The sequence below is a fragment of the Sulfitobacter aestuarii genome (assembly GCF_042685005.1).
Taxonomy (GTDB): domain Bacteria; phylum Pseudomonadota; class Alphaproteobacteria; order Rhodobacterales; family Rhodobacteraceae; genus Sulfitobacter; species Sulfitobacter aestuarii.
This window is the reverse complement of record NZ_JBHUMP010000002.1, coordinates 250,654-263,380: the sequence shown is the minus strand read 5'-3', so window position 1 is coordinate 263,380 and position 12,727 is coordinate 250,654. Positions and strand designations below refer to the sequence as shown.

Below are 12,727 nucleotides of genomic sequence, written 5' to 3'. Positions count from 1 at the left end.
GCGCGCAGCCTGAAGGCAACCTGAAGCGGGCGCAGAACCCCGCCGGTCGCCGCTTCCTCACCAGTGTCGCGCCGCTCGGTGCTTGACCTTCACGCACATCCTGTCAAAACCGCTGTCATGAGCAATGCCACCCTCAAGATCGATCTCTCCGCCATCGCCGCCAATTGGCGCGCCCTCGACGGGCAGAGCGATGTAGAAACCGCTGCCGTGGTGAAGGCCGATGCCTATGGGCTCGGCGTCGCCCCGGTGGCCAAGACACTGGCCGGGGCCGGAGCACGGCATTTCTTCGTGGCCCTGGCCGAGGAGGGCATGGAACTGCGCCGCGCGCTCGGTCCCGGTCCGGTGATCAGCGTCTTTTCGGGCCACATGCCCGGTGATGCGGAGATGATCCGCGCGGGCAACCTGACGCCGATGATCAATTCGCTCGATCAGTTGCTGACCCATGTGGAGGCGCTGCCGGGCCATCCTTTCGGAATCCAGCTTGACAGCGGCATGAACCGGCTCGGCATGGAGCCGAACGAATGGGCGGCACTGCGCGATATCGCGCTGGCCCAGCAACCAACCCTGGTAATGTCGCATCTTGCCTGCGCTGACGAGCCGCAGCATCCCATGAACGAGATGCAGCTCAAGGTGTTCGAGGAAATGACCCAGGGGATCGACGCCCCGCGCTCGCTCGCCGCGACCGGCGGGCTGTTGCTTGGACGAAAATATCATTTCGACCTGACCCGGCCCGGCGTCGGGCTCTATGGCGGATTGCCCTTCATCGATGCGGTGCCGGTGGTGACGCTTGACGTGCCGGTGATCCAGACCCGCGACGTGGCCCCGGGGGAGAGTGTCGGCTATGGCAACGACTGGCAGGCCGAACGGCTGACCCGTGTTGCCACCGTGGCGGCAGGTTATGCCGACGGGCTGATGCGGGCGATGGCGCCGAAGGCACGTTTCACCCATGAAGGCCGCCCAGTGCCGGTGGTCGGCCGCGTCTCCATGGATCTCATCACCGTCGATATCAGCAGCCTGCCCGAGACCCCGACCTCGTTGCAACTGCTCGGACAGCACCAGTCGATCGACACATTGGCCGGTTTCGCCGGAACCATCGGCTATGAGGTGCTGACCGCGCTCGGTGCCAGATACGACCGGCAATATCAGTCATGAGCCAGACGGCTCTGGCCGGGCTCGCGGCTGTCGGGCGGCTGCCGCTCGGGGCGCTGGCGGTGATCGGCCGGGTGGTGCTCTTTGCGCTGAGCGGGCTGTCGCATCTGCTGCGCCCGCCGTTTTGCGGCGCGCAGTTCGGCAATGCGCTGCTGCAGATCGGCTGGCTGTCACTGCCGGTGGTGGGGCTGACGGCTCTGTTCACCGGCGGGGCATTGGTCATGCAGATCTACGCCGGGGGCGCGCGGTTCAACGCCGAGGCGGTGGTGCCGCAGATCGTCGCTATCGGCATGGTGCGCGAGCTCGGCCCGGTGCTGGTCGGGTTGATGATCGCCGCGCGGGTGACGGCGGCCATCGCGGCGGAGATTGCCACGATGAAAGTCAGCGAACAGATCGACGCGCTGATCACCCTGTCCACCGATCCGATCAAGTATCTCGTCACGCCGCGTCTGCTGGCCGGGGTGCTGGTGGTGCCGCTGCTGGTGGCGGTGGGCGATGTCATCGGGATCATGGGCGGCTACGCGATGGCGACCGGCACGCTCGGCTTCAACCCGGCGGCCTATCTGCGCAACACGATCGAATTCCTCGAACCGCTCGACATCGCGTCCTCGCTGATAAAGGGAGCGGCCTTCGGCTTCATCGCCGCCTTGATGGGCTGTTACTTCGGCATCCATGCAAGACGCGGAGCGCGTGGCGTGGGGCGCGCGACCAAGGGCGCGGTTGAGGCGGCGGCGGTGCTGATCCTCGCAGCGAATTTCCTGCTCACCGGCGCGCTCTTCGCGCTATGATCCGGCTTGAGCATGTCCATAAGCGCTTTGACGGCAACGACGTGCTGCGTGGCGTCGATCTGGAGCTGCGGCGGGGCCGCTCACTGGTGGTGATCGGCGCGTCGGGCAGCGGCAAGTCGGTGCTGATGAAATCGATCCTCGGGCTGGTGCGCCCTGATCGCGGGCGGATCACCTTCGACGGGGAACTTCTGGCCGGGGGGCAGCGCAGAATGTTTCTCGACCGGTTCGGGATGCTGTTTCAGGCTGCGGCGCTGTTTGACAGCCTGCCGGTCTGGCAGAACGTCGCCTTTCGCCTGCTGCGCCGGATGCCGCGTGCCGAGGCCCACGCAATCGCCATCCGCAAACTCGACCGTGTCGGCCTGTCCGAAGACGTGGCCGACCGCCTGCCCGCTGAATTGTCGGGCGGCATGCAGAAACGCGCCGGGCTGGCGCGCGCCATCGCCGCCGACCCCGAGATCCTGTTCTTCGACGAACCCACGACGGGGCTCGATCCGGTGATGGCGGGGGTCATCAACCGGCTCATACGCGATATCGTCAGCGAGACGGGCGCGATGGCGCTGACCATCACCCATGACATGACTTCGGTCCGTACCATCGCCGATGAGGTGGCATTGCTGCAGGACGGGGTCATTCACTGGCAGGGCGATGTCGCCGCCATGGACCGCGCCAGCGATCCGCAATTGACCCGGTTCATCACCGGTCAGCAAAGCTGAACCCGCGGCCGCACGACTCACCCTGCGGCTCTAGCCCCCGCTCAGGTTGTGGCAAGGGTCAACGCGCATCACTTTGCTGAAACAATCCCTGCCCTCTCCGCGCCGAATCACTGCTTATTCGTGAACTGCGCAGGTCCATGGAACTTTCCCTTAGTAAATTTCGTTAATCGGCATAAACTTGCCTATGGCAACATTTCCACGGGGGTTATTCCAGTGAGTCAGTTCCGTTCCGTTACCTATCTCGTTCAGCATGTCATGCAGCGCCTTGCAATGCTGGTCTGTGTCTCTGCCGCTATCGCGCTTTGTCTGGCCACTTTCATGGCCGCCATAGGTCAATGGTCCTGGATCAGTCTGCCCCTGCAATATCGGGGTGAGACGATCGAGAACGCGGGCATGTATGCGCAAATCGCACTGACCCTCCTGGCGCTGTCGCAGTGTTTCTTCCTGCCGTCGACGAACCGGGTGCTGCAGCTTGAAAACTCTCACCGCAAATTTTCCATCGGAATGCAGGACGTGGCCCGCGCCTATGCCACCGCCCATGCGGTGGATCGCAAAGGCCTGTTCCAGCTCTCTTCGGAATTCGATTCAGTGCGCGAACGGCTCGCCTATCTGCGGGATCACCCGGACCTGAGCAATCTCGAACCGGCGGTGCTGGAGATCGCTGCGCAGATGAGCCACATCTCCAAGGAACTGGCGGAGGTCTATTCCGAAGAGCGGATCGTCCGCGCCCGCAGTTTCCTGCAACAGCGTCAGGAGGAGGTCGAAACCTTTAACGAACGGCTCGACCATGCCAAGGCCGTTGCGACCGAGATGAAGCAATGGTTGCACGAGGTCGAGCTGGAGGAAAGCGTTGCAGCGGCGCAGCTGGCACGACTGCGGGAGGAGATGCGCGAGATCATGCCGGAGCTTGGACGCGAAAGCGTGGTGAAGACCGATCCCGAACCGGCCGCGTCGCGTGACAACCGCGACAATATCATCATCGGCATGCCGCCCAAGGCCGCCGAGTGACCTGATGCTCCCCGGTCCGGCGCCGTGACCCGACGTTTCCCCGCAGTGCGCAGTGGATAGCGCCGGGCACGGCGCTTTCCCTTTGACGCTGCCGTGCGGCTCGGCCAGAAAGCCGCATGGCAAGAAACAACCCGACATTCTCCTGCACTGCCTGCGGCAGTTCCTTCAACAAGTGGTCCGGCCGCTGTGACGGCTGTGGCGAATGGAACACAATCCAGCAGGACAAGGGCATTTCCGCCGGACCACCGAGCAAGTCGCTTGGCGCACGGCGGGGGGCGTCCGTGACGCTGAGCGATCTGTCCACGCAGGAAGCACCGCCACCCCGCGAACATTCAGGCATCGGCGAACTTGACCGGGTGCTCGGCGGCGGGCTGGTCCCTGCCTCGGCGATCCTCGTCGGCGGCGATCCGGGCATCGGGAAATCGACCCTGCTACTGCAGGCGGCGGCACAATTCGCCCGTGCCGGGGTCAGCACGATCTACGTCAGCGGCGAGGAGGCTAGCGCACAGGTGCGGATGCGCGCCCAGCGGCTCGGCCTTTCGGATGCGCCGGTACGGCTCGCGGCGGAGACCAACCTGCGCGATATCCTGACGACGCTGGAAGCGGAGCGTCCGCAGCTGGCGATCATCGATTCGATCCAGACCATGTGGGCCGACAATGTCGAAAGCGCGCCCGGGTCGGTGAGCCAGGTCCGCGCTGCCGCTCATGAGCTGACCAGCTTTGCCAAGCGCCGCGGCGTCTCGGTGATCCTCGTCGGTCACGTAACCAAGGAAGGACAGATCGCCGGACCCCGGGTCGTCGAGCACATGGTCGATACGGTGCTTTATTTCGAAGGCGAGCGCGGCCATCAGTTCCGCATCCTGCGCAGCGTGAAGAACCGCTTCGGCCCGGCGGACGAGATCGGCGTCTTCGAGATGACCGGCGCCGGGCTGGCCGAGGTCACCAACCCCTCCGCCCTCTTCCTCAGCGAACGGGGCCAGCCCTCGCCGGGCTCGGTCGTCTTTGCCGGGATCGAGGGCACACGCCCGGTACTGGTTGAATTGCAGGCGCTGGTTGCGCCTTCGCCGCATTCCCAGGCCCTACGCACCGTGGTCGGCTGGGACAGCGGGCGGCTGGCGATGATCCTCGCGGTGCTCGAGGCGCGCTGCGGCATCCCCTTTGCCGGGCTCGACGTCTATCTCAACGTGGCCGGCGGCCTGAAAATCAACGAACCGGCGGCCGATCTGGCCGTGGCAGCTGCAATCCTGTCGGCGCGCGAGGATGCCGCGCTGCCTGCCGAGACGGTGGTTTTCGGCGAGATCAGCCTTTCGGGTGCGCTGCGCCCCGCCACCCAGACGGAAAACAGGTTGAAAGAAGCGCAGAAACTTGGTTTTACCAGCGCCATTGCGCCCGCAGGCGGGAAGGCCGTGGGTGCCACGGGTCTGACGCTCAACACGATGAGCGACCTGACCGGGTTTGTAGGTGAAATTTTCGGGGCAGGTTGAACGCCCCCAACGGAAGGCACGGGCAGACATGGAAGGTTTTACCATTATCGATGGTGTGGTGGCATTGGTCATCGTGCTCTCCGCCCTGCTGGCCTACGGGCGCGGGCTGGTGCGCGAGTTCATGGCGATTGTCGGCTGGATCGTCGCCGCGATCCTCGCCTTTCTATTCGCCCCGAGCGTCGAACCGCTGGTGACCGAAATCCCGGTGGTGGGCGAATTCCTCGCAGATTCCTGCGAATTGTCGATCATCGGCGCCTTCGCCATCGTCTTCGCTGTCGCGCTGATCGTGGTGTCACTGTTCACGCCGCTGTTCTCCTCGCTGGTCCAGCGCTCCGTGCTTGGCGGGGCAGATCAGGCGCTCGGCTTCGTCTTCGGCGTGGCGCGCGGTATCCTGTTGGTGGCAATCGCCTTCTTCGTCTATGACACGGTGATCACCGGGCAAAGCTTCGCCATGGTCGACGAAAGCCGCTCGGCGGCGGTGTTCACCCAGTTCACCGGTCAGATCGAGGAAAGGGACCCCGAACAGGCGCTCGGCTGGATCACCACCCGCTACGAAGCGCTCGTGGGCGAATGCGGCGCCTGAAACGTCTTCGGTCGTTAGGTCTTCGTTAAGATCTCGTAGCTAGCTTCGAAGGCTGAAAGAGGCCTTCGGATGCAGCAAGAGACAGATTTTTCGCAGCTCGATCACATCGCCAGCCCGATCTTCGTACTCGACGTGCGGCAACCGGAGCGGCCGGTCTATATCGCCTATAACAGTTTCGCGCGCGGCCTGAGCGGGCGGCCGTTGTCGGAATACCTCGGCCGCACCGCGCTTGAGATCTATCAGTCGGCGCATGGCCGTACCGTCTTTGATCGACAATGCCAGGTCGCGCAGAGCGGTCAGCCCGTCGATTACCCGCAGGATCTGCTGATCGCCGGCAGGCAGCGCAGTTTCCAGACAACGCTGACGCCGATCAAGGATGACAGCGGCGCGGTGGTACAGCTTTACGGCTGCGCGCGCGATACCACCGAAGAGCAGCGCGCGCGCGAGGCGCAGGTATCCCTCGGCACACTCTCCGCGGAGATCGAGCAGTTCGTCTCCATCGCGGCGCGTGACCTGCGCACACCGATGCGCAATGTCGCCATGCTCGCCAATCTGCTGCGCGAAAATTTCGTCGATCACGGCGATGGCAAGCTGCAGCTGATCGACACGCTGGAACAGATGACCGGCAAATCCATGTCGCTGATCACCGATGTGCTGGCCCATGCCCGCGCCGCCGTACCTGAGGCCAGGATCGAACAGTTCAGCTTCCCTTCCCTGTGCCGCGACATCTGCGACGTGCTCGATCCACAGACCCGTCATGTGGTGACCTATGGCGCGAGCAGGATCGCGGCCGACCGCACCGCCCTGCAGATCGTGCTGCGCAGTTTTCTCGACAACGCCATGGAACAGGGCGGCGACGACCGGCTGAAGATCGACATATTGGTCAAGCAACGCGCTATCGGCATGCTCGACTTCACGCTGATCAGCACCGATTCCGCCTTTCCCAACCTGAGTCCGAGCTTCCTGGACCAGCGCGCCCGCCAACCCGGCAACGGCTGCGCGCTGTTTGGCGTGCGACGTCTCATCAATGCCCGCGGCGGTCAGGTTGAGATCACGCTGCCGGAGGGCGGCGGCGGCACAATCAGCTTCACCCTGCCGGGGGTGATCGTCACCGACCAGGCGGCGCTCGCGACCCCGACCGCCGCCGCGATGCCTGCGGAGCAGCAGATCGTCGCTTTGTCCGGTCTCCTGGCCGAGTTGCGGGGATGATCAACGGCGGCTCGAAAGCACCTGCTCAGGCCGCAAGTTACGGTGGGGCAGAACAGCGGGGTGACAGGGAGGCGGAGAGCACCTACATAGGCGCTGACCCCAAGCCGGATTCGGAGCTGCACCGTTGGCCAAAATCATGCCCCCCGCCCATCCTTTCGATACGTCCTATCTGCGCGACGCCGCGGATGAGGATAAGCTCAAAGAGGAATGCGGCGTCTTCGGCGTCATCGGCGTGGCCGATGCCGCGTCTTTCGTCGCGCTTGGCCTTCATGCGCTGCAACATCGCGGACAGGAGGCCGGCGGCATCGTCACCTATGATCCGCAGGTCGGCTTCCAGTCGGAACGGCGTTTCGGCTATGTGCGTGATAATTTCACCTCGCAATCGGTCATGGAAACCCTGCCCGGCGAGATCTCGATCGGCCATGTGCGCTATTCCACCGCCGGTGACAGGGGGCCGACCGCGATCCGCGACGTGCAGCCCTTCTTCGGCGAATTCGCCATGGGCGGCGCCGCGATCGCCCACAACGGCAATATCACCAATGCCAACGCCCTGCGCCGCGAGCTGATCGAACATGGCTCGATCTTCCAGAGCTCCTCGGACAGCGAATGTATCATCCACCTCATGGCGCGCTCGCTGCAACGCAACATCCCCGAACGGATGGAAGACGCGCTGCGCCGCGTCGAGGGCGCCTTTTCGGTGGTGGCGATGACCCGCACCAAACTGATGGGCGTGCGCGACCCGCTCGGCGTGCGACCGCTGGTGCTGGGCCGGATCGGCGATGGCTGGGTACTGTCCTCGGAAACCTGCGCGCTCGACATCATCGGCGCCGAATTCGTCCGGGAGATCGAGCCTGGGGAGATGGTTGTGATCACCGCAGAGGGCGTGCAGTCGAATTTCCCGTTCCGTCGTGCCAAACCCCGCTTCTGCATCTTCGAACATGTCTATTTCAGCCGCCCCGATTCGATCCTCGGCGGCCGCAGCGTCTATGAAACCCGCGAGGCGATCGGCCGCGAACTGGCCAAAGAAAGCCCGGTTGATGCAGACCTGGTCTGCCCCGTGCCCGACAGCGGCACACCGGCGGCGATCGGCTATTCGCTGGAATCCGGCATCCCCTATGCGCTCGGGATCATCCGCAATCAATACATGGGCCGCACCTTCATCGAACCCACCGAGCAGATCCGCAACATGGGCGTGCGTCTGAAGCTCAACGTCAACCGCGCCCTGATCAGGGGCAAACGGGTGATCCTCGTCGATGACAGCGTCGTGCGCGGCACCACCTCGCGCAAGATCAAGGAAATGATCCTCGATGCCGGGGCCGCGGAGGTACATTTCCGCATCGCCAGCCCGCCGACCGCCTGGCCCTGTTTTTACGGTGTGGACACGCCGCAGCGCGAAAAGCTGCTGGCCGCCACCATGTCCGAAGAGGAAATGCGCGCGCATCTGCAGGTCGACAGCCTGAAATTCATCTCGCTCGACGGGCTCTACCGCGCCGTGGGCGAGGCAGAGGGGCGCAATGCCAAATGTCCGCAATATTGCGACGCCTGCTTCTCCGGCGATTATCCGGTCACCCCGTCGGACCAGATCGAGCAGGGTTTCGAAATGAATTCGGCAGCGGAATGATCCCAACCATGGCATGATCCTTTACATGGAGGATCTGCCCGCCCCTGTCGCCGAACTGATCGCGTCCTGATATCCCGCCGCGCCATGCCGTGCCATGCTGTCGCAGGCTGTTTCACATCGTGGCCCGCGAGGCCGAAATCGGTCCTCTGGATGAATCGCTCAAACGGGGACAACCGGCCTGGCGCCCGCATCCCCCGCGCTTCGGCAGCACGTTGCGCATCCATTGGCGCCACGCCCGCGGCGCCCGGCTGGCGCTACTGATCGATTGCAGGACCGACCTTGCCGAAAGGATGCGCGGCTTGCATCCCGAGATACCGGACAACGACAAGCGGCGCGAGATCGGTCTCGACCTCAGGCTTCCCCTGCCCGAAGCCGCGATCACCCATCTGGCGGCAATGGTCCTTGGCTATCATCTGGAGCGACGCCTCTGAGCCGGGAGCGACCGGCCATATCCCGCCGAGCCTCCGGCAGGCTTCGGCCGATCCCGCGTCGCCCCCTTTTGCGCGTCGTCTCGGCTTGCTAGCTCCGCTGCATCACCCCAAGCAGATGATACCGGCGGCGCATCGCCGCCCTGGAGGCTAGCGTATGAGTTCGCAGGACAGACCCGGCCCGACACCCGCCAATATCGCCAGGCTGGCGACCAGCAAGGCGCCGCTCGGCAGCGTCACGCTTATCGGCATCTTCGGCAGCACATCCGCCCCCGGCGCGCTGATCCGCACCCGCAGCGGACGCATTTCCCGCGTCAGCCTTGGCGACAGAATCGGCGGCGCCGTGGTGGCGGCGATTGCGGACGATACGCTGGTATTGTCGCGCCGGGGCCGCAACGAGGTGCTGAAACTGCCCAGGAGCTGAGGAACCCCGGCCCGGTGCGGCGCGTTCATCCGGAGGCATTGCTGCAGGAGAACGTCGCATGGAAGAGGTCGAAGCCAACCCCGGATTGATATTCGACAAGCTCGATTCGTGGTTGGACGGTCTCTTCAGACTGCTCCCCAATATCGCCGTAGCGCTGGTCGTCCTGCTGATCTTCTGGCTGCTCGGCAAGGGCATCGCCCTTCTCATCCGCCGCGCCGCCCGACGCCACGACCGGCCCTCGCTCGGCGATGTCGGCGGCTCGCTCTGTCGCTGGGCGATCACCATCATTGGATTGATGCTGGCCATCACCATCGTTGCGCCCAGTCTTACCCCGGGGGATCTGATCGCCGGTCTCGGGGTCAGTTCCGTGGCCATCGGCTTCGCCTTCAAGGACATCCTGCAGAACATGCTCGCCGGTATCCTGATCCTGCTGCGACAGCCCTTCGCGGTCGGCGATCAGATCGTCGTCTCCTCCGGCCACGAAGGCACGGTCGAACGGATCGAGACCCGCGCCACCCTGATCAAGACCTATGACGGACGCCGCGTCGTGATCCCCAATGCCGACATCTATACCGACAGCGTCGTGGTCAACACCGCCTTCAAGAAACGGCGCTCGGAATATGACATCGGCGTCGGCTGCAACGACGATTGGGACGACTCCCGCCGCATCATGGTGGAGGCCTGCCGCGGCGTGAAGAACGTGCTCGATGACCCCGCCCCCGAAACCATCCCGGTGGAACTGGGCGATTTCGCCAATGTGGTCCGGCTGCGCTGGTGGACGGCGTCGGATCAGGCGTCGATGATCCATACCCGCGGCGAGGTGCTGCAGGCGGTCTACAAGGCCCTCGACGACGCCGGGATCGACATGCCCTATCCGACCCAGGTGCAGCTCTTCCATGACCAGACCGACGAACATGACGGCGATCGCGCGAAGCAGCGCGAGGGTTGGCCTGCCAGCGGTGACGACCCGGCGCCCCGGCGCATTGCAGATGCGCTGGAAAAGCGCGATGCATCGGCCCGCGCGAAAACCGAAAGGTCGGCAGAGGCTTGACCCGGTAGCGCTGCCGGTGCAAATCCCGGTGCATGACAAAGACAGCTCTGATCACCGGCGCCTCCCGCGGCCTCGGCGCCGCCCTGGCCGAGGCGCTCGCGCCTTCGCATCACATCATCGCCGTGGCCCGCACCACCGGCGCGCTCGAAGAGCTCGATGACCGGATCAAGGCGAAGGGCGGCAGTGCCACGCTCGCGCCGATGGACGTCACCACGGCCCTGGCCATGGCAACGCTCTGCCGGGGCATTCATGACCGTTGGGGCAGGCTCGATCTTTGGCTGCATTGCGCGATCCATGCCGCGCCTCTCACCCCGGCCGATCATGTCGATGCCAAGGACATGAAGAAATCCATCGATTGCAACATTACCGCCACAGCGACGCTGATCACCTATGTCGCGCCGCTGCTTGGCACCACGGGCGAGGCGGTATTCTTCGACGACCCGCGCGCCGGTGCAAAGTTCTTCGCCAGCTACGGCGCCAGCAAAGCGGCGCAGATCGCGCTGGCCCGCTCCTGGCAGGAGGAAACCGCCAGTCTCGGCCCCAAGGTCCATATCCTGCGCCCCGCTCCGATGCCCACCGCCACCCGCGCCCGTTTCTTCCCGGGCGAGGACAGGTCCAGCCTCAGCGACCCGGCAACCGAGGCGGAAAATGTGCTCTCCGCGCTCGGGCTTTCTTCTGGCTAAAAATACCTCCGCCGGAGGCTCCCGTCCTTGCCGCGCGCGCGTCGCTCGCCTATCAAGGCAAAAAGGGATTTCCATGCGCATTCTGATCACCAATGACGATGGCATCAACGCGCCGGGTCTGAGCGTCCTGCGCCGCATCGCCGAGACACTGGCCGCGGAAAACGGCGGCGAGGTCTGGACCGTCGCTCCGGCATTCGAGCAATCCGGCGTCGGCCATTGCATCAGCTATACGCATCCGATGATGATCAACCAACTCGGCGAGCGAGTCTTTGCCGCGGAGGGCTCCCCGGCCGATTGCGTGCTTGCGGCGATCCATGACGCGATGACCGCCGCGCCCCCCGACCTGGTGCTCTCCGGCGTCAACCGGGGCAACAATTCGGCGGAGAACACGCTTTATTCCGGCACGATCGGCGGTGCCATGGAAGCTGCCTTGCAGGGCATCCCGGCCATCGCCCTGTCGCAATATTTCGGCGCCGCCAACCGCGATCTCGACGATCCCTTCGAGGCGGCCGCCGAACATGGGGTCGATGTGGTGCGCCGCATCCTCGCGGCCAGCCCGCGTCAGGAACAGGGCTACCGGCTGTTCTACAACGTCAATTTCCCGCCGGTCCCGGGCGGTGACGTCAGGGGCATCCGGCTTGCCGCACAGGGCATGCGCCCGGGCACCGGCTTTTCCACCGAGCCGCATCTGTCACCCTCGGGACGGCGTTTCCTGTGGATCCGCGGCGGCGACCAGCAGGTCCGCTGCGCGCCGGGCACCGACGCGGAGGTCAATCTGCAGGGCTATATTTCGGTGACCCCGATGCGCGCCGATCTCACCGACCATGCGGCGCTGGAAAGCCTCCAGGACATTGCCAGATGAACGAAGACGACGGAATGGGCGGCGAAGTCGGAGGCGACGCAGAACGCAAGATGCAGTTTCTCTACGCCCTGCGCTCGCGTGGCGTGACCGATGCCCGGGTGCTCGGCGCCATGGAGGCGATCGACCGCGGCCCGTTCATCAAGGGGCTCTTCGCGGCGCGCGCCTATGACGACATGCCCCTGCCCATCGCCTGCGGCCAGACCATCTCGCAGCCTTCGGTCGTCGGGCTGATGACCCAGGCGCTGCAGCTCAGCCCGCGCGACAAGGTGCTCGAGATCGGCACCGGCTCGGGCTATCAGGCCGCGATCCTCAGCAAGCTGGTGCGCCGGGTCTACACGATCGACCGCCACCGCCGACTCGTCCAGGAGGCGCGCGAGATCTTCGAGGCGATGAATCTGTCCAACATCACCGCGATCACCGGCGACGGCTCCTTCGGTCTGGCGGAACAGGCCCCCTTCGACCGGATCATCGTCACCGCCGCGGCGGAGGATCCGCCGGGCCCGCTGCTGACCCAGCTCAAGGTCGGCGGCATCATGGTGCTGCCGGTGGGCCAGTCGGACGCGGTGCAGCGGCTGATCCGGGTGCGCAAGACCGAGGACGGTCTGGAATACGACGAGATGCGCGCGGTGCGCTTCGTGCCCCTGCTCGAAGGGTTGGGCAAGGACAGCTAGATGCGCTATGATGGCACGAACCCCGGAGCACACGGGGAAAAAGACGAGGACAT

At 64.9% G+C, this 12,727-nt stretch carries 14 protein-coding genes; all 14 read left to right on the top strand.

Annotation, left to right across the window (positions count from 1 at the left end; all coding sequences use genetic code 11):
- The first annotated feature begins 117 nt into the window (after nucleotides 1-117).
- The 14 genes from alr to ACFSUD_RS03510 all read left to right on the top strand — a co-directional run bounded on the left by alr (nucleotide 118) and on the right by ACFSUD_RS03510 (nucleotide 12,674).
- Entirely contained in the window at nucleotides 118-1,152 is a 1,035-nt protein-coding gene (gene alr / locus ACFSUD_RS03575; protein WP_386371540.1) for an alanine racemase, read from the top strand.
- Nucleotides 1,149-1,937, top strand: a complete 789-nt coding sequence (locus tag ACFSUD_RS03570) for an MlaE family ABC transporter permease (protein WP_386371538.1) — start codon at nucleotides 1,149-1,151, stop codon at nucleotides 1,935-1,937. Before alr ends, ACFSUD_RS03570 begins: the two co-directional genes overlap by 4 nt.
- Entirely contained in the window at nucleotides 1,934-2,650 is a 717-nt protein-coding gene (locus ACFSUD_RS03565) for an ABC transporter ATP-binding protein (protein WP_386371536.1), read from the top strand. The genes ACFSUD_RS03570 and ACFSUD_RS03565 overlap by 4 nt, the downstream gene beginning before the upstream one ends.
- A gap of 213 nt (nucleotides 2,651-2,863) precedes the next feature.
- On the top strand, nucleotides 2,864-3,658 hold the full coding sequence (locus ACFSUD_RS03560) for a DNA repair protein (RefSeq protein WP_386371534.1): 795 nt from the start codon (nucleotides 2,864-2,866) through the stop codon (nucleotides 3,656-3,658).
- Nucleotides 3,659-3,774: 116 nt separating this feature from the next.
- Nucleotides 3,775-5,142 carry a DNA repair protein RadA gene (radA, locus tag ACFSUD_RS03555; protein ID WP_386371532.1) on the top strand — a complete coding sequence of 456 codons (1,368 nt, stop codon included), beginning with the start codon at nucleotides 3,775-3,777 and terminating at the stop codon, nucleotides 5,140-5,142.
- Nucleotides 5,143-5,170: 28 nt separating this feature from the next.
- Complete coding sequence (locus ACFSUD_RS03550; protein ID WP_386371530.1) at nucleotides 5,171-5,725, top strand: CvpA family protein; 555 nt, start codon at nucleotides 5,171-5,173, stop codon at nucleotides 5,723-5,725.
- Between the two features lie 69 nt (nucleotides 5,726-5,794).
- Nucleotides 5,795-6,934 carry a PAS domain-containing protein gene (locus tag ACFSUD_RS03545; protein WP_386371528.1) on the top strand — a complete coding sequence of 380 codons (1,140 nt, stop codon included), beginning with the start codon at nucleotides 5,795-5,797 and terminating at the stop codon, nucleotides 6,932-6,934.
- 136 nt (nucleotides 6,935-7,070) lie between these two features.
- Nucleotides 7,071-8,555, top strand: a complete 1,485-nt coding sequence (gene purF, locus ACFSUD_RS03540) for an amidophosphoribosyltransferase (RefSeq protein ID WP_386371873.1) — start codon at nucleotides 7,071-7,073, stop codon at nucleotides 8,553-8,555.
- Nucleotides 8,556-8,674: 119 nt separating this feature from the next.
- Nucleotides 8,675-8,986, top strand: coding sequence for a hypothetical protein (locus ACFSUD_RS03535; RefSeq protein WP_386371526.1), 312 nt, complete (start codon nucleotides 8,675-8,677; stop codon nucleotides 8,984-8,986).
- A gap of 154 nt (nucleotides 8,987-9,140) precedes the next feature.
- A complete protein-coding gene (locus ACFSUD_RS03530; protein ID WP_386371524.1) occupies nucleotides 9,141-9,407 on the top strand; it encodes a type II secretion system protein N in 267 nt (88 codons plus the stop codon).
- Between the two features lie 58 nt (nucleotides 9,408-9,465).
- Nucleotides 9,466-10,458, top strand: a complete 993-nt coding sequence (locus ACFSUD_RS03525) for a mechanosensitive ion channel family protein (protein ID WP_386371522.1) — start codon at nucleotides 9,466-9,468, stop codon at nucleotides 10,456-10,458.
- Nucleotides 10,459-10,490: 32 nt separating this feature from the next.
- Nucleotides 10,491-11,141, top strand: coding sequence for an SDR family NAD(P)-dependent oxidoreductase (locus tag ACFSUD_RS03520; RefSeq protein WP_386371520.1), 651 nt, complete (start codon nucleotides 10,491-10,493; stop codon nucleotides 11,139-11,141).
- 73 nt (nucleotides 11,142-11,214) lie between these two features.
- Entirely contained in the window at nucleotides 11,215-12,003 is a 789-nt protein-coding gene (gene surE / locus ACFSUD_RS03515; RefSeq protein WP_386371518.1) for a 5'/3'-nucleotidase SurE, read from the top strand.
- A complete protein-coding gene (locus ACFSUD_RS03510) occupies nucleotides 12,000-12,674 on the top strand; it encodes a protein-L-isoaspartate(D-aspartate) O-methyltransferase (RefSeq protein WP_386371516.1) in 675 nt (224 codons plus the stop codon). Before surE ends, ACFSUD_RS03510 begins: the two co-directional genes overlap by 4 nt.
- Nucleotides 12,675-12,727 lie beyond the last annotated feature (53 nt).

Coding starts and splice junctions, on each gene's coding strand:
- ACFSUD_RS03565 (WP_386371536.1), top strand. CDS start 1,934: ATGATCCGGCTTGAGCATGTCCATAAGCGCTTTGACGGCAACGACGTG.
- ACFSUD_RS03525 (WP_386371522.1), top strand. CDS start 9,466: ATGGAAGAGGTCGAAGCCAACCCCGGATTGATATTCGACAAGCTCGAT.
- ACFSUD_RS03510 (WP_386371516.1), top strand. CDS start 12,000: ATGAACGAAGACGACGGAATGGGCGGCGAAGTCGGAGGCGACGCAGAA.
- ACFSUD_RS03550 (WP_386371530.1), top strand. CDS start 5,171: ATGGAAGGTTTTACCATTATCGATGGTGTGGTGGCATTGGTCATCGTG.
- surE (WP_386371518.1), top strand. CDS start 11,215: ATGCGCATTCTGATCACCAATGACGATGGCATCAACGCGCCGGGTCTG.
- ACFSUD_RS03545 (WP_386371528.1), top strand. CDS start 5,795: ATGCAGCAAGAGACAGATTTTTCGCAGCTCGATCACATCGCCAGCCCG.
- alr (WP_386371540.1), top strand. CDS start 118: ATGAGCAATGCCACCCTCAAGATCGATCTCTCCGCCATCGCCGCCAAT.
- ACFSUD_RS03520 (WP_386371520.1), top strand. CDS start 10,491: ATGACAAAGACAGCTCTGATCACCGGCGCCTCCCGCGGCCTCGGCGCC.
- ACFSUD_RS03530 (WP_386371524.1), top strand. CDS start 9,141: ATGAGTTCGCAGGACAGACCCGGCCCGACACCCGCCAATATCGCCAGG.
- purF (WP_386371873.1), top strand. CDS start 7,071: ATGCCCCCCGCCCATCCTTTCGATACGTCCTATCTGCGCGACGCCGCG.
- ACFSUD_RS03570 (WP_386371538.1), top strand. CDS start 1,149: ATGAGCCAGACGGCTCTGGCCGGGCTCGCGGCTGTCGGGCGGCTGCCG.
- radA (WP_386371532.1), top strand. CDS start 3,775: ATGGCAAGAAACAACCCGACATTCTCCTGCACTGCCTGCGGCAGTTCC.